General features: G+C 74.2%; 22 protein-coding genes. 4 read left to right on the plus strand and 18 right to left on the minus strand.

Features of this window, described 5'->3' with window-relative positions:
- Positions 1–71: 71 nt before the first annotated feature.
- The 10 genes from MMF93_RS11640 to MMF93_RS11685 all read right to left on the minus strand — a co-directional run bounded on the left by MMF93_RS11640 (position 72) and on the right by MMF93_RS11685 (position 7,875).
- Positions 72–242 (minus strand): thiocillin family RiPP, encoded by a 171-nt coding sequence (locus MMF93_RS11640; RefSeq protein ID WP_114018164.1) that lies wholly within the window; start codon positions 240–242, stop codon positions 72–74.
- Positions 243–312: 70 nt separating this feature from the next.
- A complete protein-coding gene (locus tag MMF93_RS11645) occupies positions 313–489 on the minus strand; it encodes a thiocillin family RiPP (protein WP_114018163.1) in 177 nt (58 codons plus the stop codon).
- Between the two features lie 62 nt (positions 490–551).
- Positions 552–731, minus strand: a complete 180-nt coding sequence (locus MMF93_RS11650) for a thiocillin family RiPP (RefSeq protein WP_114018162.1) — start codon at positions 729–731, stop codon at positions 552–554.
- Positions 732–772: 41 nt separating this feature from the next.
- Positions 773–940 carry a thiocillin family RiPP gene (locus tag MMF93_RS11655; protein ID WP_242751254.1) on the minus strand — a complete coding sequence of 56 codons (168 nt, stop codon included), beginning with the start codon at positions 938–940 and terminating at the stop codon, positions 773–775.
- A 148-nt stretch (positions 941–1,088) separates the two neighbouring features.
- On the minus strand, positions 1,089–1,847 hold the full coding sequence (locus MMF93_RS11660) for a nitroreductase family protein (protein WP_242751255.1): 759 nt from the start codon (positions 1,845–1,847) through the stop codon (positions 1,089–1,091).
- On the minus strand, positions 1,844–3,523 hold the full coding sequence (locus MMF93_RS11665; RefSeq protein ID WP_242751256.1) for a nitroreductase family protein: 1,680 nt from the start codon (positions 3,521–3,523) through the stop codon (positions 1,844–1,846). The genes MMF93_RS11660 and MMF93_RS11665 overlap by 4 nt, the downstream gene beginning before the upstream one ends.
- 6 nt (positions 3,524–3,529) lie before the next feature.
- Positions 3,530–4,225, minus strand: a complete 696-nt coding sequence (locus MMF93_RS11670) for a TOMM precursor leader peptide-binding protein (protein WP_242751257.1) — start codon at positions 4,223–4,225, stop codon at positions 3,530–3,532.
- Between the two features lie 55 nt (positions 4,226–4,280).
- Entirely contained in the window at positions 4,281–5,822 is a 1,542-nt protein-coding gene (locus tag MMF93_RS11675; protein WP_242751258.1) for a YcaO-like family protein, read from the minus strand.
- The gene (locus MMF93_RS11680; RefSeq protein WP_242751259.1) at positions 5,822–6,997 is read right to left on the minus strand and encodes an ABC transporter permease; all 1,176 of its coding nucleotides are present in this window, start codon (positions 6,995–6,997) and stop codon (positions 5,822–5,824) included. Before MMF93_RS11680 ends, MMF93_RS11675 begins: the two co-directional genes overlap by 1 nt.
- Entirely contained in the window at positions 6,994–7,875 is an 882-nt protein-coding gene (locus tag MMF93_RS11685) for an ABC transporter ATP-binding protein (protein ID WP_242751260.1), read from the minus strand. The genes MMF93_RS11680 and MMF93_RS11685 overlap by 4 nt, the downstream gene beginning before the upstream one ends.
- 506 nt (positions 7,876–8,381) lie before the next feature.
- On the opposite strand from MMF93_RS11685, the gene MMF93_RS33680 reads away from it, so the two are divergent.
- Positions 8,382–8,690: a helix-turn-helix domain-containing protein gene (locus tag MMF93_RS33680; RefSeq protein WP_359188810.1), complete on the plus strand. Its 309-nt coding sequence runs from the start codon at positions 8,382–8,384 to the stop codon at positions 8,688–8,690.
- A gap of 214 nt (positions 8,691–8,904) precedes the next feature.
- On the opposite strand, the gene MMF93_RS11690 is transcribed toward MMF93_RS33680, so the two are convergent.
- On the minus strand, positions 8,905–9,240 hold the full coding sequence (locus MMF93_RS11690) for a winged helix-turn-helix domain-containing protein (RefSeq protein ID WP_242751261.1): 336 nt from the start codon (positions 9,238–9,240) through the stop codon (positions 8,905–8,907).
- Entirely contained in the window at positions 9,237–9,668 is a 432-nt protein-coding gene (locus tag MMF93_RS11695) for a hypothetical protein (protein WP_114021166.1), read from the minus strand. The genes MMF93_RS11690 and MMF93_RS11695 overlap by 4 nt, the downstream gene beginning before the upstream one ends.
- A 527-nt stretch (positions 9,669–10,195) precedes the next feature.
- Here MMF93_RS11695 and MMF93_RS11700 point away from each other — a divergent pair.
- The 3 genes from MMF93_RS11700 (at position 10,196) to MMF93_RS11710 (ending at position 12,739) form a co-directional block, all read left to right on the plus strand.
- The gene (locus MMF93_RS11700; RefSeq protein ID WP_242751262.1) at positions 10,196–11,266 is read left to right on the plus strand and encodes a PucR family transcriptional regulator; all 1,071 of its coding nucleotides are present in this window, start codon (positions 10,196–10,198) and stop codon (positions 11,264–11,266) included.
- Between the two features lie 98 nt (positions 11,267–11,364).
- Positions 11,365–11,796 carry a pyridoxamine 5'-phosphate oxidase family protein gene (locus MMF93_RS11705; RefSeq protein ID WP_242751263.1) on the plus strand — a complete coding sequence of 144 codons (432 nt, stop codon included), beginning with the start codon at positions 11,365–11,367 and terminating at the stop codon, positions 11,794–11,796.
- Positions 11,797–12,049: 253 nt separating this feature from the next.
- Entirely contained in the window at positions 12,050–12,739 is a 690-nt protein-coding gene (locus MMF93_RS11710; protein WP_242751264.1) for a LysM peptidoglycan-binding domain-containing protein, read from the plus strand.
- A gap of 147 nt (positions 12,740–12,886) precedes the next feature.
- Here MMF93_RS11710 and MMF93_RS11715 read toward each other — a convergent pair whose 3' ends face one another.
- The 6 genes from MMF93_RS11715 to MMF93_RS11740 all read right to left on the minus strand — a co-directional run bounded on the left by MMF93_RS11715 (position 12,887) and on the right by MMF93_RS11740 (position 20,191).
- Positions 12,887–14,455: a vWA domain-containing protein gene (locus MMF93_RS11715; protein WP_242751265.1), complete on the minus strand. Its 1,569-nt coding sequence runs from the start codon at positions 14,453–14,455 to the stop codon at positions 12,887–12,889.
- Positions 14,456–14,601: 146 nt separating this feature from the next.
- Positions 14,602–18,420 carry a BTAD domain-containing putative transcriptional regulator gene (locus MMF93_RS11720; RefSeq protein ID WP_242751266.1) on the minus strand — a complete coding sequence of 1,273 codons (3,819 nt, stop codon included), beginning with the start codon at positions 18,418–18,420 and terminating at the stop codon, positions 14,602–14,604.
- 102 nt (positions 18,421–18,522) lie between these two features.
- Positions 18,523–19,002 (minus strand): pilus assembly protein TadG-related protein, encoded by a 480-nt coding sequence (locus MMF93_RS11725; RefSeq protein WP_114021160.1) that lies wholly within the window; start codon positions 19,000–19,002, stop codon positions 18,523–18,525.
- The gene (locus tag MMF93_RS11730; protein WP_423835594.1) at positions 18,999–19,454 is read right to left on the minus strand and encodes a TadE/TadG family type IV pilus assembly protein; all 456 of its coding nucleotides are present in this window, start codon (positions 19,452–19,454) and stop codon (positions 18,999–19,001) included. The genes MMF93_RS11725 and MMF93_RS11730 overlap by 4 nt, the downstream gene beginning before the upstream one ends.
- A 2-nt stretch (positions 19,455–19,456) precedes the next feature.
- The gene (locus tag MMF93_RS11735; RefSeq protein WP_242757491.1) at positions 19,457–19,837 is read right to left on the minus strand and encodes a TadE family protein; all 381 of its coding nucleotides are present in this window, start codon (positions 19,835–19,837) and stop codon (positions 19,457–19,459) included.
- 87 nt (positions 19,838–19,924) lie between these two features.
- A complete protein-coding gene (locus MMF93_RS11740; RefSeq protein WP_114021158.1) occupies positions 19,925–20,191 on the minus strand; it encodes a hypothetical protein in 267 nt (88 codons plus the stop codon).
- Positions 20,192–20,217: the final 26 nt, after the last annotated feature.

A 20,217-nucleotide genomic window follows, 5' to 3' on the forward strand; every position in this document is an offset into this window, starting at 1 on the left:
GGGTTCACCTCAGCGCGCGGTCCGGTGTTCGCGTGTCACCGGGCCGCTGGACGAACGGGGTCTCCCGTGCGTCAGTTGCCGTTGGAGGAGAAGCAGCCTGCCGTGCCCAGACAGGCGGCGGGGCAGCTGCCGCAGCCTGCGGTGGCGGCGCAGCCGAAGGTGGTGAAGGGGCTGTCCGACTCGGGCAGTGCCTCCAGTTCCAGGTCCTCGGCCCACAGTTCGAGCTCGACGCTGTTGTCCATGTGTGTCACCTCCTGTGTGCGACTCGTGGTGTGCGGGGGTGCTCCCCCGGCTTGCGGGGGCGCCGTGCGCTCAGCCGTAGCTGGAGGCGCACGACGAGGAGGAGGCGGTGCTCCAGGGGCAGGACGCGGAGCCCGCGGTGGTGGCGCTGGACCACGTGCTCAGCGCGGTGCCCTCGCTCAGTTCCTCGACGGCGAGGTCGTCGTCGAACGCCTCGACGAACAGGTCGAGGTCGTCGCTGTTCTGCATCTCTCATCTCCTTTCTGCGGAGGGGTGTCGGACGGGTAGGGCGCTGTTCCGGTTCTGGCGCGTCAGCCGATGCAGGACGCGCTGCCGACGGTGGCAGCGGACGAGCCGGGGCAGGACGCGGTCGACGCGGAGCCCGCGCAGGCGAAGCAGCCACCGGGCGCGTTGCCGTCCGGCAGCTCCTCGACGGCGAGTTCCTGGTCCTCGATGTAGAGGTCGAGCTCGAGGTTGTCCATGGCTTCCATGGGTGCTCCTCTTCCTGAGTAGGCCTGATCCGGCGGGTTGGTCAGCCGTAGCTGGAGACGCTGGACGCGCTGGACGCGCTGGACGCCGGGCACGACGCGGTGCTGGCGCTGGTCGAGGTGGAGAAGCTGGCCAGGGCGTTGCCCTCGGGCAGCTCCTCCAGGGCCAGGTCGTCCTCGGCCACCGCGTACAGGTCGATGACGTCTTCCATCGCGCATCCCTCCTTTCCTTCTCGGTGTTCTGCCACGGGCACCGGGTGGTGCCGGGCCGGTGCCCGGCCGCCGCGGACGGCGGCCGGTCGTGCATCCGTCGGCCCGTGCCGGGGGACACCCGTCACCCCGGGGCGCGCCTCCGGACGGTCAGGGGCCGGCCGCCGGGGCTCCGGCGGGCGGCGCGGCGCCGCCGCCGGGCGGGGCCGCGGGCGGGTGGCCGAGCGCGAGCGCGAACACCTGCTGCCTGCTGGTGCCGTCGGAGCGCAGCGGGGTGCGGACGGAGGCGGGGATGAACCCGGCGAACGCCGAGCCGGTCAGCCCGTGCGAGACGCCGGCGAGCCACATGGTGTGGACCGCCGCGCCCGCGCGGGTCAGCAGCGTCCGGTAGCCGTGGCCGCCGTCGCGCAGTTCGGCGGTGTGCGGGTCCACGGCGACGGAGACGATGGCGGGCGCGTCGCCGAACTCGGCCTGGAGGGTCAGGGTGCGGCGCCGTTCGGGCGGCGGCAGCTCCATGACGGGGCGGGTGGTGCGGGCCGGCCCGTCGAAGCGGTGCACGGCGGGTTCCATACCGGCCACCCGGAAGGCCACCACGGTGATCTCCAGCGGCGTGTAGGGCTGTTCGTCAGGCCACTCCTCGGCGTCGGCCGTGACGCCCTCGCCGACGATGTCCGCGAGCAGGGGTGCGGGCAGCGGCTCGGGCGACCAGAGCCGGCTCGCGCGCCGGGTGCGGAGGGTGTCCAGCAGGTCGAGCCGTTCGGCTTCGGCCGTGCCGGGGCCGATGTGGGCGTCGGGGCCCAGCGGCCGGGGGTGGGCCGCGCGCTGGGGTGGCACGTCGGCGCGCGGGTGCGCGGGCGCGTGCTGGAAGGACTCGACGAGCTGGAGGGCGAGGTCGTCAGGGGCGATCACAGCGGCCTCCCGAGGTCGGTGACGGCGGTGACGGGCTCGACGCGCGGGTCCGCGCCGAGCGCCGTGGTGACGGTCCGCTCGTCCCAGCGCCGCACCGGGGTGCGCGGCAGGCCGAGGGTGTGGCAGACGCGGCGCAGTGTCGCCTGGGCGCAGCCCGCGTCGAGCAGGGTGACCCGCAGCGCGAAGGAGTGGTACTTCTTGGCGACCTTGCCCAGGTTGCCGGTCAGCGCCAGGGTCACCGGGGCTCGCCCCGGGATGCCCGCCGTCGCCTCGGCGCCGGGCGCGAGCAGGGCCAGCCGGTGGCCGCCGGGCACGTACCCGTAGATTCCCGGGGCCAGTCCGGGCACGTCGCGGACGGCGAGGTGGGCGAGGACGGAGCCGATGTTCCCGCCGCTGGGGGTCCAGCGGCGCAGGAAGTCGCCCTCGGGTTCCTGGATTCCGGCGACGGTGGCCAGGACGAGCGAGAGGGTCTCCAGGTCGGTGGTGGCCTCGCCCGCGCCGCGCTGCTGGTAGGGCAGGCCTGCGAGGCGGGTGGTGTCGGGCGCCGGCAGTGCGGCCTCGGGGCAGACGGGCCAGGTCTTCTCCTGGCGTTGGAGCGCCAGGTTGGACGGCTTGTAGTGCTGCTGGTGGCCCTTGAGGTCCATGTACTCGTGCGGCGGGAAGCCGATGAAGGCCTCGTAGCGGGCGGCCAGCGGCGCCGTGCCGGGGCCTTCCGGTGCGGGCGGGAGCGCCGAACAGGTGGGGCAGCCGGGGCGGGTGGCGCCGCTGTGGCGGCGCTGCCCCAGGTCGTCGAGGGCGACGGTCCGCCACTGGTTGGGGTAGGGGGAGGGCACCGACCGGCTCAGGAAACCGAACAGGTCGTGCGCGGCGAGCGCGGCGGTCAGCGCCGCCGCCTCGTCGTCGGTCTCCTCCGCCGCGTCCCCGTCCGGCCTCGTCTCCTCCGCCAGCAAACAGTCCAGGCAGGGCGTGTAGCGGGGGTGGACGAAGGGGCCGAGGTGGGCGGTGCCGTGCGCGGCAGCGATCCGCACGAGGGGGATCTCCCGCTCCCGGCAGACGGCGGCGGCAGCGGCCAGCTCGGCCGGTGGCGCGTCCGCGGCGACGGCGAGCGTGGTCCCCTCGGGCGGCACCGCGTCGGGACCCGAGACGCGCGTGAGGGCGACAGAGGGGGCGAGTTCGTCGGCCAGCGCGATCGCCGTAGGACCCGTGCCGTAGAGCACGACCCGCGCGGACGCCAACCGCAGCGCCCCCGCCTCCCACGAGGGGTTGGCGCCGGTGGAGTCGCCCATCCGGGAGAGGTAGTCGGCGAGTTCGTCCGCCAAGGCCGCGCCCGCCGTCGCCGCGGGCCCGTCCCGCGGCGGGGTGTCCTCGATGACGCCGCACATCCACAGCAGCGACAGCGCCTTGAAGACGGCATGCGGGCTGATGCCCAGTTCCTCGGCGAGCGCGGTGCGGTCACGGGCGCCGTCCAGCAGCGGCAGCAGCCGGGGCAGCAGCGCGGTGGCGGCCTTGCCGCGGAAGACCTGCGGCGCGGGCAGCCCCTCGACGACCAGGCCGCCGCCGGCCTGGTAGCAGGCCACGCCCCTGCGCAGCCTGGGCAGTGCGGGCACCGACAGCTGCGGGTCGCGCAGCGCGGCGGCGCCGGTCTGTTCGGCGGTGAGTACGTCCCCGTTGGCCATCGTCGTTCAGCTCCCCACCGGCGCGGCGTCGGTCAGCGGTTCGAAGATCCGCCAGGAGAGGTCCTCGCCTCCCCGGGCCGGACGGCAGCGCGGGCACTGGTCGACGGCGACGACGCGGTGGCGCGCGGTTCTGCCGTCGGCGAGGTTCACGGAGCGGACGTGGGCCGCGGCACGCGGCCCCTGACCGCCGGCTGCGCCGCCGTCCTCGGCGCCGGCGTCCGGGTCGAAGAGGTCGCGGACGGCGGCGCGGGCCAACGCGACGGCCATGCCGACGTGGTGGGGCGCGTAGCCGGTCACGCGCTCCGCGTCCGGGTCCTTGGTCTCGCGGCGGCGTGCCTCGGCGGGCAGGGGTGAGCGGTCGTGCTGGGCGCGGCGCCGGGTGAAGCAGCGGTGGCAGGCGCCGGCGCCGGGCGCGACGGCGGGGCCGCAGCGCAGCTCGACCGGCTCCAGCTCGATCGGGAACCAGGGCACGCCCCAGGCGTACGCGGAGCGCTCCACCGCCTCGGCCAGCGCGGGGCGCGGATGGTCGGTGACCAGCACCAGCAGGTCGCTGACCGGCCAGAAACTGGGGTGGCTGCCCTCGTCGGCGCCCATGACGACGGCGCCCGTGTACGCCTTGGCCAGGCGCTCGGTGACGGCGTGTCCGAAGGCGCCCGCCGCGAGAAACAGCGGTCTGCGGGGACCGGTCGTTCCGGTGTGCATCGCTTCTCCTGCCCGGGTGGTGGATGGGGACGCGCGGGTGGCGGCGCGGGGCGCGTCAGGCGAACGGCTGCGGGAGCGGGGTGATCTCGTCCTCGGACAGCACCGGATGCCCCATGGCCCGCGGTGCCTCGTACAGCCTCGGGTGGCCCAGGTAGCGGGCCCGGTGCACGAAGGAGAGCGGCATCAGCTGCGGCACGGCCACCCGCACCGCGGTGGCACCGACCTGGCGCGCCTCGTCAGTCGTCAGGTCGACGGCGACGACCTCGCAGCCCCGGGCGTGCAGGCGCCGCAGCAGCCAGGACAGCACGGTGTGCGGGTCGGTGGCCGTGGGGCGCGGCAGCGCGGACAGCGGCCGTTCCTCGCGCTCACCCTCCAGCAGGAACGAGAAGCGGTCGCGGGCGGCCAGGGGGCCGGCCTCGGCCGCTCCCCCGACGACGTTGACGAGCTGTTCGTTCCCGCCGTCCGCGTCCGCCTGGCCAGCGGTGGCGCTGGTGGTGACGTGGTGGCGCAGCGCGATGCGCAGCGAGGCGGCCTCGCGGTAGAGCTTGGCGACGGCATCGCCGGGGTCGGGGTCGCAGGTGGCGGCGACGACCTGGGCCAGCGCGGGGTCGGAGTCGGCCAACTGCACCCCGTAGATCACGGGGATGCCGAGGTCGGTGGTGGCGTCGAACAGCTGGGTGCGCACGTGCGGGTTGTCGGCCCGCTCGACGAACTGGCGCTGCTTGGGCGTCAGTCGTCCGACGTCGAGGGTCAGCCGGGGCAGCCGCAGCCGTTGCAGCCAGGTCAGCGCGATCGAGTCGCGTTCGACGACCTCCAGCAGGCCGTTGACGACGGCGGAGGTCACGTCCGTGTGCACGGCGCAGCCGGTGGAGACGGGGTGGCTGACGCGCTCCCCCAGCGCCTCGGGCGGGTTCTTCAGCCACACGTGCACCGCCGGCACCCACACGGGCCGCCGCCGGGTGAAGGACCAGCCGCGTACCCAGCGCATCGGCGCCCGGGGGTCGGGGCCGACCAGGCCGTGTCCGCCGGCCGCGAGTTCGGCAGCCGACAGCCTGGGCCAGGACGCCAGCGGCACCGCCTCGTCGCCGAGTTCCTCGGCGGTCGCCCAGCGGTAGCGGTCCGCGTCGCGGGCGCACGAGGAGTACCGCTCCAGCGACTCGGCGACCGCCAGCAGCGCGGCACGCTCGGGGGAGAGGTCACCGCCCGCGCCGTCGAAGTTGCCATGCTCGGCGCCCAGGTCCCAGTCCTCGTGCCCGGTCAGCACGTGCCCGGGGTCGCCGAGGGAGGCGGTGAAGATGGGGAAGTCGGGGTCGCCCGGGCTGCCGGGCAGCCGGATGGCGCCGCTGACCAGTCCGTACGGCGAGACGAGGTCGCCCATCCTGCGCAGCGAACCGGGCGGCTCGGCGGTGGCGGCGTCGTACCGTGGCGCGCCCTCTCCCGCGCCCGCGCCCTCGCCGCTGTGCGGGGTTGCCTCGGTCGCGGTCCCGAGCGCGGCGGGCGGTGCGGTGGGCGTCCCGGCGGGCGTGGTCCCGGGTGCGGCGTCAGGTGCGGGTACGGCGTCGGCGTCGGGGCGCTCGGATGTCGTCGTCGGATGCATCAGTTCTTCTTCTCCGTGTCCCAGCGGAAGGCGCGGACGGCCGCGAAGGTCAGCACGGCGGCGGTGGCGGCGATCAGCAGCCAGTCCAGCCACTGCGCGTGCCGGGTGACGCCGCCGGTCACGTCGTGCCGCAGCGCGTCGCCCAGGAGCGCGACCGGATTCCAGGACAGGACGTCCGCGAACCCGTCGGGCATCAGCTCCAGGGGGAAGAGGACGCCCGAGCCCATCAGCAGCAGGGGCGTGAGCAGACCCGAGATGGCGTTGGTCAGCTCCGGTGAGCGCAGGGTGCCGCCGAGGAGGAAGCCCACCGACATCAAAAGCCACATGCCCAGCGCGGTCGTCAGCAGCATCGTCAGCCCGGACAGCGGCGTGAGCAGTCCCAGCGCCGTGGCGGCGACACCCGCCACGGCCAGCAGCGCCAGGCCGAGCGCGCCCCGCGCCGGCAGCAGCGAGGTGAGGATGGCCTGCGGCCTGGCCGGGGTGGTGCGCAGCAGCCGCAGTGTGCCGTTGGCGCGGAGCGAGACGAGGGTGCCCGCGGTGGCGCTGAGGGCCAGCGACATCAGGGCGAAGACGAGAACTCCCGGCACCACGAACGGCATGGGCTCGAACGGCGGTGTGCCGTCGGTGCCCAGCGCGTCGATGCCGCGCCCCTCCCAGCCGGTCTGCGGCAGCGCGTCGCGCAGCGCGGTGACCACCGAGGGGCTCTCCGGGTCGGTGAGGACCCGCAGCGTGTCGCCGTCGGCGGTGGGCGCGACGACCGCGTCCATGCCCTCGGGCGCGCCGCGCGGCGAGTCGAGCGCGGTGACCTCCGACCCGTCACCGAGCGCGTCCGCCAGCTGGGTGGCCTGGCTCCCGCTGCCCACCACGGCGATCTTGAACGGGCCGTCGGCCCAGGTCAGTTGCATGATCGCGACGAACAGTCCGGCGAGCAGCACCGGGAAGACGACGCTGAAGAACAGCGCCATCGGATCGCGGACCAGCTCCTTGGTCATGCCCTTGGCCAGCGGCGCGAACTGCCCCCGCGTGCCCGTGCTGCCGCTCTTTCGCGGTCCGCCGCCCGTGCCCGGCCCATCGCCCGGGTGCGCCGCGCGGGCCGTCTCGCGCGCGCCGGCCTCGTCGCCGGACGCGTCGTGCGGACGGTCCGTCCTGGCCGTGCCGGTCTCCACCGTGCTCACTGCTCGCTCCCCTCGCTCGCGCGGGGTCCTTCGGTGCCGGTCGCCGCGAGGAAGGCGTCCTCCAGCGTCGGCCGGTGCACGCGTACGTCGGCCTGGGGCGCCCGCTCCTCGAACCAGGCGACGGCCCGCTCGGGGCGCTCGGTCGCCACGCTGAACCGGGGGGTGCCGCCGCCACCCGCCCGCTCGTGGACCGCGTCGGCGCCGAAGTGTCCGCGCGCGGTCTCGGCGAGGCCCTCCTGATCCGACCTGACGGTGACCGTGCTGCCCTGGGTGAGGTCGCGCACGATCCGCGCCGGGGAACCCGAGGTGAGCAGCCGCCCCTCGTGGAGGATGGCCAGCCGGTCGCACATCTCCTCGGCCTCCTCCATGGCGTGCGTGCTCAGCAGGAAGGTCGTGCCGCGGGACCTGGCCCGGTTGATGACCGCCCAGGCGTCGCGGCGGGCGTGCGGGTCGAGCCCGGTGGTCGGCTCGTCGAGGACGACGAGCGGGGTGTTGCCGACCAGCGCGGTGGCCAGCAGCAGCCGCTGCTGTTGGCCGCCGGAGAGCTTCGCGGCGCGGGTGCGGGCCTTCTCCGCCAGGCCCAGCTCATCGATCAGCGCGGGCACGGGGCGGGGGTCCGGATACAGGGACGCCCACATCCCCAGCGTCTCCTCGACCGTGAGACGCGGGAACAGGCTGGTCTTCTGCGGCTGGAGGGAGAGGGCACCGCCCAGCCACGTGCCGCCGCGCGGCCCGTCCTCGACGTTCCTGCCGAGCACGCTCACCCGGCCCTGCGCGGGCCGCAACAGCCCGGTGACCGCCGCGATGGTGCTCGTCTTGCCCGCCCCGTTGCGGCCGAGCAGGCCGAAGACCTCACCGCGTCCGACGGTGAACTCCACGTCCTTTACCGCCGTGAAATCCCCGTATCGAACGGTGAGTCCGCCGACGGCGAGCGCATGCGAGGCGCCTTCTTCGGTTTCTTCGGAAATCGACGATTTCGGGCGTTCGCTTTGCTCTGCAATCCTGAACATAGACGCTGCATCCCCACGTCACGCGCATTACGTCGGCACGTTCTGCGCTATGCGTCCTGTCGGCTGGTCGGCGGTGAACGCGGCCAATGCTTGCCCGCTCGCGGCGGGCACGGCAAGAGGTGTTCGGCAAGACCGAAACCCGGGAACCGGACTGCCGCGGGAGGCAGTTGAGCGTGCAACCGAGGTACCCGTCCAGCCCACTGGCCGTCAGGCTCCTTGTGTCGCAGGCGGCTTGGGCGGAATAGTGGCATCCGACATACGGATACCGCGGGATGACCTCCCACGCCCGGGCTGCACCGCTCGCAACGCCCTTGTGTCCGTAAAACACCGAGTTTGCGTAATTTGCTACACGGGGAGACTCAGTGAACGATCGGATGCTTCGCGCATTTGTGACCTGCGCACGCACAGGCAGCGTCACCAGGACCGCCACCGAATTGGGCTACTCGGCGGCCAGCATCAGCGATCAGATAAGACAGCTCGAAGTCCACACCCAGCAGCCGCTGTTCCGCCGGACACCGGGAGGCATGAGCCTGACGGAAACGGGTAGGCGGATGGTTCCGGTCGCGCACGACATTCTGTGCCGGATGGACTTGCTGTGCCGGACACAGCCGAAGTCCCGGCACACCTATCGCGCGCACGCGGGACAGCGGCCCGAACCGATGCGAAAAGCAGGGGCCGCTTAATACGCGCGGATTGACGCGAGCCGGTAAGGCTATTCGCTTCCGAAAAGAAGAGGAGAAGGCGGGGAGCGATGGGCGAAGCATCGCTCCCCGCCTTCGGCTCGCGGCCCCGCCGCGCGCCGGGCATGACCCAGCGCGCCCGGCTCGGTGCACACGGGCCTGCGTACGCACCGCCGGCGTGCGCCGCGCCCCCGCCTGGCACACCCCCGCGTTTCCGCTAGGAACCGTCCACCGGAAGCCGGTCCGCGTCGACACCGCGGGCGATCTCCCGCAGGCAGGCGCAGTGCTCCTGGAAGACCTCCCTGCCCTTCGGGGTGGCGGACAGCCAGGTGCGCGGGCGCTTGCCGAGATACCCCTTCTCCACCTCCACGAGCCCCGCCTCCTCCAGCGTCGCGGACTGCTTGGAGAGGGCCGAGTCGTTGATCTCCACCGCGTCCCGCACGAAGCGGAACTCCAGCCGCTCGGCGGAGGCCAGCGCCGCCATCACGGAGAAGCGCACCGGCGACTGGAGCAACGGGTCCAGCCGGTGTCTCGGGTGGCGCGTGGCACTCATCGGCGTCCACGCGCCCGTCGCGCCAGCAGCGCCGCACCACCGCTCCAGGCGCCGAGCACCACGAACGACGCCCACCACCAGGCGGCCGGGGCGCCCCCGCTCCACACGGACCCGACGACGACGGCCGCCACGTACAGCACCGTCCAGCCGAGGCTGAAGACGGCGTGGAAGCGGCGGAAATCGCGGGTGACGACGGGCCGCGTGCCCGCGTACCCCATCGCGGCGATCCCGAGCACCGCGCCCACCGCGTTGAGCGTGACACCGACCGCGGGTTGCGTCCGTGCCGCCGCCGCGGCCCCGAGCAGCAGCAGCGTGAAGACGAGGAAGCCGAGCAGATACCACCCGTACCACTCGGCGTGGGCCCGTCGCCCGACACCCTGCACCGCGTCCCGCCGCGCCAGTGCGGCCCGCGCTTCCGCTGCCTCCATGACATGCCTCCCCGTGCTGACGATCCCTTACGTCTTGCACGGTAGCCATCTACTTTCCATGTTGGCAAGTAGTTGTCACCGGAGCATCTCGCCGAGGCGCGGAGGAGAGGGTGGCGGGGAAGACCGGCGCCGCTCGCGCGGCTCCCGCCCGACCACCCCCGCCACCCTCTCCTCGCCCCCGCTTCCCCCGTTCCCCCCACTTTCCCCCTTTTCCCCCGATTCCCCCGCGCTCCCCCTCCCTCCTCCGCCCCCGCTTCCCCCGTGTCCCCCGTCGCCCCGGTACCGCACCCGGTCGGTGTCCGGCACCGTCCCCCGGTCCGTGCTCGACACCGCCCCCTGCCGGTGTGAGGCACCGGGACGCTTCCCCGTTCCCCCTCACCACGCATACTGGCGGACCCGCAGCCCTCCCCGCATTGCCGGAACCCGGCAGAGTTCTCTAGTGTCTGCGTGCCGGACGGCGTCAAGAAACCGTTAAGAGGCCCGCGGTCCGGCGGAAACCTCGAGGACGACGGAGTACGGGGCAGCGGATGAGCGATGCGGCGGAGATACCGCAGGAGTACCTGGCCGGATACGCGCAGATCCTGTCGGAGGTGTGCGCGAGCGGACGGCGGCTGACCCGCGACGAGTTGGAGGCCCGGCGCGCGCTGGGCGAGCGGGCGGCCGACGCGGGATACGGACTGCGCGACCTCGTCGGCGCGCACCTGAAGGCGACCCGCGCCGCGTGGCCCTCTCTGCGCGGTGACCCCGACAGCCTGCTGGCCGGGATGCACCAGGCCGTCGACGCGGTGGCCGAGGGGTACGAGCGCGCCCAGCGGCAGGCCGTCCGCCAGGAGGAGGCCGCGCGCCGTGAGTTCATCGACGACCTGCTGCACGGCCGCAGCGACCTGGGCAGGCTCGCCGAGCGCGCCGAACGCTTCGGGCTGCGGCTCTCGCACAGCCACGCGGTGGCCGTCGCCCACGGTCCCGTCGCCTACGACGAGGGCGATCCGGTGGCGCGGCAGGTCGAGCGGGCGCTCATCGCCCGCTTCCAGAGCCGCAACACCCTGCTGACCACGAAGGACGGCAGGCTCCTGTGCGTCGCGCCCGGCGACCAGCCCGACGTGCTCACCCACTTCGCCAAGCACAGCTATGCGGCCACCGACGGCGGCCAGGTGGCGATCGGCCGCGTGCAGCCGGGGCCCGGCGGCGTGGTGCAGTCGTACGAGGAGGCGCTGAGCGTGCTGGATCTCGCGGAGCGGCTGGAGCTGGCTGAGCCGGTGCTCTACGCGGCGGATCTGCTGGTCTATCCCGTGCTGACGCGCGACCGGCAGGCGATGGCCGATCTGGTGCTGGCCACCCTGGGGCCGCTGACCACGGCGCGCGGCGGCGCGCAGCCGCTGCTGGAGACGCTGACCGCCTATTTCGACACCGGCTGCGTGGCCGCGGAGGCCGCTCGCCGGCTCTCGCTGAGCGTGCGGGCCTTCACCTACCGGCTGGCGCGAATCGAACAACTGACCGGTGCCAGCCCCACCGACCCCTCCCACCGCTACATGCTGCAGACCGCCGTGATCGGCGCGCGCCTGCTCGACTGGCCCACCACGCCACTGCGTTCCCCCTGAGCAGCGACTCGGTCCCCTCAGGGAGCGGCCCGGCCCCCCTCACGGAGCCGCTCGGCTCTCCCGCGGAGCGGCCCGCCGCGGGCGGTAGCGTGCCCGGCATGAGCACACCGACCCCCAACGGGCCCGCACAGCCGGACCCCGGCGACGGCTCCCTCGGCTTCTGGGAGGAGCGCCGCACCTGCTTCCTCACCACCCCGCGCCCTGACGGCACCCCGCACCTGGTGCCGGTCGGGGTGACCTACGACCCGGCGACGCGCCTCGCACGGGTCATCAGCAGCCGCTCCAGCAAGAAGGTGCGCAACGTGCTGGCCGCGGGTTCGGGCGTGCGGGCGGCGGTCAGCCAGGCGGAGGGACGGCGCTGGTGCACCCTCGAAGGGACGGCCGTGGTGCGCGAGGACGCCGCGTCGGTGGCCGACGCCGAAGCCCGCTACACCCGCCGCTACAAGCCGCCGCGTCCGAACCCCGAGCGGGTCGTCATCGAGATCGCCGTCGACCGCGCCATGGGCACGGCCAAACCCCCCGGCTGGTGATCCCGCGCCCAACACCGCACAAATGCCCCATTCCTGTGACGCTTGTCTCCAACGGTTACGTCACACCCGGTTTTACCGATCTCCGTGTAGGCGCATCACCAGCACAGATGCCGTCATTGCGTGTCAAGCGCCAGGAAGGATCTTTGCGGTCACTAATTGGAGCATCCGGACAGCTGTGCCTACTGTCGCTCCCGCTCGACACGTTCGTCCGAACTCCTGGGCGAACAGCCGCGACCGTAAGGAACGAAAGACCATGCTGTTCTCCGGCAAGGGCCGTCACCGTCGACCCACCAAGGCCGTGCGCATCGCCACCGTGACCGGCGTCGCCGGCGCAGCCGTCGCCCTTCCTCTGGTGTCGGCCACGGGTGCGAACGCCGCCTCCGTGGACACCTGGGAGAAGGTCGCCCAGTGCGAGTCCTCCGGCAACTGGCAGGCCAACACCGGCAACGGCTACTACGGTGGCCTCCAGTTCAACAACTCCAGCTGGGCCGCGGCCGGCGGCACGAAGTACGCGCCGCGCGCCGACCAGGCCACCAAGGAGCAGCAGATCGCCGTCGCCGAGAAGCTGCTCGACATGCAGGGCCCGGGCGCCTGGGCCTGCGCCGGCGCCGGCGGCCTCACCTCCGGTGGCCCCGCGGCCGACGTGAACCCCGGCGGCGGCAGCAGCGACAGCGGCTCCCAGCAGCAGGCGCAGCCGCAGCAGAAGCAGGCACCGCAGCAGGAGCAGCAGCGCCCGCAGCAGCAGGCCGAGCCGAAGCCCGCGCAGCCGCAGCAGGCCCCCAAGAAGGGGCACGGCAACTACACCGTCAAGTCCGGTGACACCCTCAGCGAGATCGCCGAGGCGCACGACACCACCTGGCACAAGGTGTACGAGGACAACAAGTCCACCGTCGGCGACGACGCCGACCTCATCTTCCCCGGCCAGAAGCTCCAGGTCGGCTGAGACCCGGGCTTCCCCGTGGAGACCGCCGTGGCCCGTGCCTCTTCCCCCGAGGGCACGGGCCACGGCCCTTTTCCGCCTCTCCCCCCTCCTCCCCTTTTCCGCCTCTTCCCTCTTCTCGCCCCGCCGCCCGGGGCCGCGCCCCGTCCGCTAGCCGGCCTTCCGCGCCCTGCTGATGTTCGCCGCCAGCCCGGCGGCCGACCGCAGGTCCGACGTCTTCTCCAGGCGGACCGCCTCGGTGTGCAACTCGGCGAGCGAGCGCTTCGCCCCGAACTCCCGCGCGGCGTCGGCCGGGCCCCTCCCCTCCCTGCGCAACGCGCCCGCGAAGGCGGCCGCGACGGCCGCTTGCCGCAGGTAGGGGGACACCTTCCCGCCGTCCCCCGTCGACCGCGCCGCGCTGCCCGTCGTCCACACGAGGCCGCCCGTCAGCGCGTCGGTGTTCACCGCACGCGAGGTCTCGTGCGACTCGCGGTCGTCGGGGCCGAGCCAGCGCACCGTCGCCGTGGCGGCCCGCCCCTCGGCGCCCTCCCTCACCTTGACCGCGTACAGCGCCGTGACCGTGTGACCCGGGCCGATCTCGCCCCCGTCGACCGTGTCGTCGCGGAAGTCCTCGTCCGCGACCACGCGGTCCTCGTAACCGAGCAGCCGGAACTCCTCGACCGCCCCGCGGTCGAAGACGACCTGCGCCTTCGCCTCCCGGGCCCGCAGTTCGACGTTGCGCGGCAGCTGGTTGACGAAGACGTCGCGCGCCTGGCGCCGGGTGGAGACGTACACGGTGTGCCCGTCGCCCTTGTTGGTGAGGCGTTCCATCAGCGCGTCACCGTACTGGCTGCCCACGCCCACGCCGAACAGCGAGATGCCCTGCTCCTCGCGGTACCGCTCCACGCTCGCGAGGATCGCGTCCGCGTCGGTCTTCCCCCTGTTGGCCAGCGCGTCCGACATCAGGACGACGCGGTTGGTGGCCTTCGCGCGCCGGTGCTCGGCCGCCTGCCGGTAGCCCTCGCGCAGCCCCGCGCCCAGGTCGGTGCTCGATCCGGCCTCCAGGGAGGCGACGGCGTCCTGGAACCGGGCACGGCCGCCGTCGCCCAGCCGGGTCATGGGCAGCACCGTCTCGGCCCGTCCGCTGAAGGTGACCAGCGAGACGGAGTCGCTCGCGCGCAACTCGCCGGCCGCCGCCTCCAGCGCCTCCTTGACCAGGTCGAGCCGTCCCGGGCCGCCCATCGAACCCGACACGTCCAGGACGAAGGTGAGCGCGGCAGGGCGCCGCGGCGCGTCCGGGTCGCTCTTCTTCGTCGCCAGCCCCACGCGCAGCAGCGACCACCCCTCCTCCCCGGTGCGCGCCCCGTCCGCCGAGACCGAGAAGCCGTCGCCCGCGGGCCGCTCGTACCCCTGCGGGAAGCTGTTGACGAACTCCTCGGTGCGCACCGTCCGCGGAGCGGGGCGGGCGCCGTCCCGCAGCGTGCGTGCGGCGTAGCCGTAGGACGCCGTGTCGACGTCGAGGGCGACCGTGGAGCGGAAATCGGCCGGGCCGGTGGGCCTGGCGCTGGGTCGGTCCGTGCCCCCTCCGCCCTGCTGGTAGCCGGGCGGAGCGGGCGCGCCGGGCGGCGCTGCGGCGCCTTTGTCCCGGGACGCCTCCGCCAGGTTCTCGGTGTCCGGCGTACAGCCCGCGAACACCGTCGCCGCCACCAGTGCCGCTGCCGCGGCCCCTCCCCGCTTCATCCCCGCTGTCCTCCCGCGCGCCTGCCGCTCCGTGCGTATCCGGGCTGAGACGTACCAACCCCGCTGCCGGCTCCCTCGCGTTGGGGCGACGAGCCGGCTGCGGGGCGGGGGCGGGCGGCGACCCGGGGGCCGGGGACGGCGGCCGGTTACGGAAGGGTGGTCGGGGCCGGGCTCCAGCCCGGGGCCAGCTCGTCGAGGAGCGCCGCCGTACGCGGCGGCACGCCCCGCACCGGGTCCGCCCTCTCGACCACCCACCGCACGGCCTCGTCCAGCGCGGCGCGCTCCCCCGTGGCGTGCGCGGCCCGCACCAGCTGCTCCCCCAGCCGCTCGTCCGCCGGGGCGGTGTGCAGCGCCGAGCGCACGGCGCGCACGGCGGCGTCGGGCGCACCGGCCCGCAGGTGTTCGGTGGCCAGGGCCAGCCCGATCTCGGCGACGAGCACGGGGTGCTGCGCCTCGGCGACGTGGTGGGTCAGCCAGCCGTACCGCCCCGCCGGCCGGTCGGCGAGCAGCGGGCCGCGGGCGAGGTCGAGCGCGTCGGTCAGCTGCGCCCGGCGCACGACGGCGGACAGCTTGGCGCCGCGTTCGCCGGTGCAGCCGTGGTGGAGGGTGCGCAGCACGTCCCAGTCGGAGACGACGGAGCGCCGCAGGACCAGGCGTCCGTCGTGCGACGTGGTGAGCCGGGGCGCGCCGTCGCTCTCGTGGCCGAGCCAGTGGCGCAGCCGCTCGACGAGGGCGTCGCGGACGTCGTCGGTGACGCCCCTGGGCCACAGCGCCGAGGCCAGGACGCGGGGGTGCACTCCGTCGCGGTTGAGCAGCAGCAGCGCGAGCGCTTCGTGGAGGAGCGGGCCGCGGTTCTCCTCGGGTGTCCCGACACCGGTGACCTCGTAGCCGCCCATCAGACGTGCGTAGACGGCGGGGCGTCCGCTCTCGCTGAGGTCGACGCGGAAGCCGGGGCCCTCGCTGCCCCGGGTCTGCGCGTCCTCGGTGTCGGCGAAGAGTGCGAGGACCGCGGCGCGCAGGTCTCGGGGGAGCTGCTGGGCGCGTACGTCGAGTCCCATGCGGGGGGCGGCGAGGGTGCCGTCGTCGTCGATCTCGAACTCCCACACGACGCTGGGCATGGGCAGTCGGCCGGTGGAGACGCCGACGACGAAACCGTCGGCGGGTGCGCCCGCGCCCGAGTCCCCTGCGGTGGCGAGTGCGGCGAGGCGGCGTGCCTCCTCACCGGTCGGTTCGGCCCCGACGAGCACCACCCGCTGCCGCCCGCCCGTCTCGTCGCGCGGCACGGAGACCGCGGGCTGTGCGGAGGGCTCCCCTTGTGCGGCGAGCAGCGCGGGGACGTCGGGCAGGTGGCGCATCCGCTCGGGGGCCAGCGCGGTCAGCTCCTCGCCGAAGCCGACGAGGGTGAGGTGGAGGTTCCGCGACCAGGTGCCGGTGGCGAGTTCGGCGGCGACGGAGGCCAGCACGGCCTCGCGCAGCGCCGGATCGCCCGCGACCGAGACCAGTCCCGGCACGGACTCCACGTTGAGCAGGAGCCGTGCCTGGCCGCGCAGCCCGAGACTGACCAGCCCCGGGTAGGGCGGGGCCTGCGCGGTGTCGACGTCGAAGCGGGTGTGGGCGCGCTGGATCGTCCAGAAGGCTTCGCTCTGCCCGTACCGCCAGGGCGCGGGGGGTTCGCCCGCCGAGGCGGCGAGTTGGAGGTGCAGTTCCTGCTCGGTCAGCCAGGCGGCGTAGACGACGGGCAGCGGGCGGCCCGCCGCGCGCAGGTCCTCCGCCAGCCCGCGCAGTGCCAGGTCGAGGAAGCGGACGGCGCCGGGATCGGCGCCGACGAGCAGCGCGTCGCGCGCCCGGGCCGCCGGATCGGACGGGGGCGCGAAGTCGTCAGCGGGCGCGCGCCGGGTGCCGCCCGTGACGGTACGCCACAGTGCCGTGCGGCGCCTGCGGCCCAGCGCGGCGAGGATGCCGGCCGCCAGCAGGGGTGCGCCGAGCAGCGCTTCGGGCAGACCGACGGGGCCGAGCGCGGTGCCGTCGGCGTGCTCGTCCCGCGGGGAGGAGGAGTCGGAGTGGGCGCGGTCGGCATCGGCGCCGTCCGCGCGGTCGAGGTCCGTGGGAGTGTCGTCACCGTTACCGCCGTTACCGCCGTGGCCGCCGTGGCCGCCGTGGCCGTCTTGGCCGCCGCGGCCGTCCGAGTCGTCAGCCGAGGGGTTCTGGCCGCGCGCGTCGTCGCGCGGGCTCTCGGGCGTGCCCGTCCGGACGTCGTCCGGCTGATCGACGCCGGACCCCGGGCCGCCGTCGTCGTCCGTGCCGCCGCGAAGGTGGTCAGGGTGTGTCGGCTGCCGGTCGGCGGGCCCCTCGGGGACGGACTGCTCCTGGCGGTCGGGGTCGTGTTCGTCCGGTGCGACGTCCACGGTCTCGTCCGGGCCGCCGCCACGGCCGGCACCGCCGTCGTCCGATCCGACGGCGCCGTCGTCCTGCCCGGAGGTGCCGTCGTCCGCGTGGCCGCCGCCGTCCTGGGCGTCCGGGGCCGGCTGCATGGGCGGCCGGTCGGTGCTGCTGTCGGGCACGCTGGGCTGCTGGTCGGGGTGGTCGGCGCCGTCGTCCGTGCCCGCGTCGTCGTCGACGCCGGGTCCCGTGCCGGTGCCGTCCGCGTCGCGGCCGGGGTTGGCATCGGCATCGGCATCGGCGCCTGCATCGGCGTCTGCGTCCGCGTCGGGGCCCGCGTCGTCGGGCGTGGTGGGCCGGTCCGGCTGGTCGGTGCTGTCGGAGGGCTGATCCTGCCCGTCCCGCTCGACGTGCCCGTCCCGCTCGTCGCCCCCGTCCCGCCGGCTGCCGTCGTGGCCGCCGCCGTCGCGCTCAGCGTTCCGGTCCGGCGAGCCGCCGTCCTGCGCGTCCCCGTCTTGGGCGTCCCCGTCCTGCGAGCCGCCGCCGTCCTGGTGGCTGTTGCCGCCGCCCCGGCCGCCGTCACCGTTCCTGTCCCGGTCGCCACCACCCGCCTGGTAGTGCTCGTACTGGGCGCGTTCGCGCTCGCCCAGGTCCTGCGTGTCGTCCGGCATCTCGACGAGTTCGCCGCCGTGTGCGTCTGCGGGCATCTCCATGATCCAGCCAGGCCGGATGAGGCTGGCCTCGGAGAGCCGGGAGCCGTCCGGCTGGAGGCGGTCCTTGTTGAGGCGGTAGATCTCCTTGTAGCGGCGGCCGTCGCCCAGGTGGCGCTGGGCGATCTCCCACAGGGAGTCGTGGTGGCGCCCCTCGGGCGGCTGGATGCGGTAGAACTTCGTGCTCGCGCTGCCGGCATCGTGGGCCGGCTCCCGGGTCGAGGCGGGCCGGGCCGCCCCCGACTGCGTACCGGCGCCTGCCAGGACGACGTCCGTGCCGGAACCGCGTCCGCCCAGGGTGGAGAGCCCGGCGCTGTCCGCGTGCGCCGCGCCCGGGGACGCCTGCTGTGTGCCGGGCGTCAGCTGGGCGGAGGCCACGGTCTGCTGCGGTTGGTGCGGCTGCATGGTGTCGCCGAGCTGTGCGAGGCCGGGGGCGAAACTGCCGGTGCTGGAGCCCAGCAGCAGCAGCGCCGCAATCAGTTGGCGGGCCAGCAGCTGGCTCGGGCCCGCGCCCGGCACCCGTGCGGGCAGTCCGACACCCGAGAGCGCGGCCTTCGCCTCGACCAGGACACAGGCGGTGAACTGCGCCCACGCCAGCCACACCACCACGGTGAGGACGTTGATGAAGACACCGACGCTCACCTCGTCCCGCAGCATGTCGAAGGTCGGCATCCGGCGCGGCAGCGGCCAGCCGAGGAAGGAGGCGAGCGCCAGCGGTACGCCGACGACGAGCGCGGCGAGCGCGACGAACGCGAGGAAGGCCTTGAGCACGTCCCCGGCCGTGCGGCGGGTGCGCACGGGCACGGGCGTGCGCGAGCGCGAGCGGGATCCGGACCCGCGCGGGTCCGGTGCCGGTGTCGAACTGCGGCGCGCCATCTCGTGTGCTCCTGGGGTGAGAAGTGCGGTCGGGATCGGGGCGGATGCGGGAAGGAGACGGGGGGTCGGGTGCGGTGCGGCCGGCCCTGGGGGCCGGCGCGGTCAGCCGGTCACGGACTCCGCCGTCGCCGTGCCGTGGACGGTCAGCGGTGCGCTGTAGAACAGGCCGGTCAGGACGGGCCGGTAGGTGAGCCGGATGCGGACCTCCACCTGCTGCGCGCTGGCGGACACGCAGCCCGAGGCGGCCACGTCCGCGGAGGAGAGCCCTGAGCGGCCGGCGAACTCGGCCACGCGCGCGGCGCAGTTCTCGTAGTTGATGGGGGCGTTGCGGCCCTCGCTGGCGCGCAGCGCCTCCTCGTCGATGTCCTGTGCCGCGTACCTGGCGGCCTGTTCGGCGATGTCGGCGGCGCGTTCACGCTGGGAGATGGACAGGCCGCCGTCCACGACGAACGCGGCCAGCACCATGAACAGCAGCGCGAACATGATGACCGCCGCGGCGCCCGAGCCCCGGTCGTCGCAGGCCGCGCGGACACGCCGCGCCGACGCCACCGCGCCGCGGACCCGGACCAGGACCCGGCTCATCCGGTCCTCCGATAGGGGTCGATGGGGGAACTGGAGCGCCCCGAGATGTCCTTGGCGATGTCCAGGCCGAGCATCCCCAGACCGCGCACCCGGCAGCTGACCTCGACGGTGAACAGGCCGCCCGAGCGGTAGTCGCTGCCCGCGTCCCTGACGGTCACCCCTCCGGCGCAGGTGCCTTTCAGCGTGGCGGTCGCCGCCTGCTGCGCGGCGGTCATCGCCGCGGCGTGACTGCCGTGCTGGAGCGACCCGGCGCGCGCCGCGTCGCGCGCCGCGCTGTCCACGGCGCCGCGCCCGTCCACCAGTTGCCCGAAGGCGACCAGGACGAGGATGAACAGGATCATCACCGGCGCGAGGATGACGACCTCGATGGTGGACAGGCCCGCGTCCCCCCACCGGCTCCGCCCGCCGACCGGCAGGTCCGCTGCTCTTCGTGCCCGCGCCACCCTGGTCACGCTCACGCGCCCCCGTCCGGTACGAACCGCTCCACCGGCCCCTGGGAGAGCGCGTACACGTCCAGGTCGAGGCCGGGGAAGACGGACGGCACCCGGGCGCGGATCTCGACACCCACGGTGTTCTGCTCGGGATGGAGCATCGTCACGTCGGGGTCGAGGATCAGCTCGGGCCCCAGCTGCTCGATGTAGGAGCCGGAGGTCTCCCGCGCCTTGGCCCGCCAGCCGCCCGGGTCGGCGTCGGCCTCCTGGCGGGCCTTGCGCGCTCCCGCCTGCGCGGCGGCCTGCGCCACGTGGTCGGCGAAGAAGTACAGCGCGAACTGCACCGTCGCGAAGATCAGGAAGAACAGCACGGGGGTGAGGATCACGAACTCGATCGCGCTCATGCCGCTCTCGCCGCGGAGGGTGGCCTCCACCCTTCTGCGGCGTACGAACGCGGCGAGCCCTCGCTCCCCTGACACCTTGCCTGCCCCCTACTCGCAGGTGCCGTTCTGGTCGGCACCGTCGATGCAGTCGCTCACCTTGTCGGCACCGTTCTTGAGCGCCATGTTGATGATGGCGGCGACCACGCCGACGATCGCCACCACGACCGCCGAGATGATCACCCACTCGACGGCCGAAGCGCCGCGGTCCAGCTCGCCCGAGCGGGCCCGCTGGACGCGGCCGCGCAGGAAGGTGACGAGGAAGTCGAGAGCGGGATGACTGACGGAGCGCAAGGGGTTGCGCGAGGTGTTCGGCATCGTCCCAGTCCTTTCTGAGGCACAGC

This window comes from Streptomyces tubbatahanensis (assembly GCF_022699385.1).
GTDB classification, from domain to species: Bacteria; Actinomycetota; Actinomycetes; order Streptomycetales; family Streptomycetaceae; genus Streptomyces; species Streptomyces diacarni.

Coding starts and splice junctions, on each gene's coding strand:
- MMF93_RS11735 (WP_242757491.1), bottom strand. CDS start 19,837: ATGAGCGCGATCGAGTTCGTGATCCTCACCCCCGTGCTGTTCTTCCTG.
- MMF93_RS11640 (WP_114018164.1), bottom strand. CDS start 242: ATGGACAACAGCGTCGAGCTCGAACTGTGGGCCGAGGACCTGGAACTG.
- MMF93_RS11675 (WP_242751258.1), bottom strand. CDS start 5,822: ATGCATCCGACGACGACATCCGAGCGCCCCGACGCCGACGCCGTACCC.
- MMF93_RS11725 (WP_114021160.1), bottom strand. CDS start 19,002: ATGAGCCGGGTCCTGGTCCGGGTCCGCGGCGCGGTGGCGTCGGCGCGG.
- MMF93_RS11740 (WP_114021158.1), bottom strand. CDS start 20,191: ATGCCGAACACCTCGCGCAACCCCTTGCGCTCCGTCAGTCATCCCGCT.
- MMF93_RS11720 (WP_242751266.1), bottom strand. CDS start 18,420: ATGGCGCGCCGCAGTTCGACACCGGCACCGGACCCGCGCGGGTCCGGA.
- MMF93_RS33680 (WP_359188810.1), top strand. CDS start 8,382: ATGCTTCGCGCATTTGTGACCTGCGCACGCACAGGCAGCGTCACCAGG.
- MMF93_RS11645 (WP_114018163.1), bottom strand. CDS start 489: ATGCAGAACAGCGACGACCTCGACCTGTTCGTCGAGGCGTTCGACGAC.
- MMF93_RS11650 (WP_114018162.1), bottom strand. CDS start 731: ATGGAAGCCATGGACAACCTCGAGCTCGACCTCTACATCGAGGACCAG.
- MMF93_RS11695 (WP_114021166.1), bottom strand. CDS start 9,668: ATGGAGGCAGCGGAAGCGCGGGCCGCACTGGCGCGGCGGGACGCGGTG.
- MMF93_RS11700 (WP_242751262.1), top strand. CDS start 10,196: ATGAGCGATGCGGCGGAGATACCGCAGGAGTACCTGGCCGGATACGCG.
- MMF93_RS11670 (WP_242751257.1), bottom strand. CDS start 4,225: ATGCACACCGGAACGACCGGTCCCCGCAGACCGCTGTTTCTCGCGGCG.
- MMF93_RS11655 (WP_242751254.1), bottom strand. CDS start 940: ATGGAAGACGTCATCGACCTGTACGCGGTGGCCGAGGACGACCTGGCC.
- MMF93_RS11710 (WP_242751264.1), top strand. CDS start 12,050: ATGCTGTTCTCCGGCAAGGGCCGTCACCGTCGACCCACCAAGGCCGTG.
- MMF93_RS11665 (WP_242751256.1), bottom strand. CDS start 3,523: ATGGCCAACGGGGACGTACTCACCGCCGAACAGACCGGCGCCGCCGCG.
- MMF93_RS11690 (WP_242751261.1), bottom strand. CDS start 9,240: ATGAGTGCCACGCGCCACCCGAGACACCGGCTGGACCCGTTGCTCCAG.
- MMF93_RS11705 (WP_242751263.1), top strand. CDS start 11,365: ATGAGCACACCGACCCCCAACGGGCCCGCACAGCCGGACCCCGGCGAC.
- MMF93_RS11715 (WP_242751265.1), bottom strand. CDS start 14,455: ATGAAGCGGGGAGGGGCCGCGGCAGCGGCACTGGTGGCGGCGACGGTG.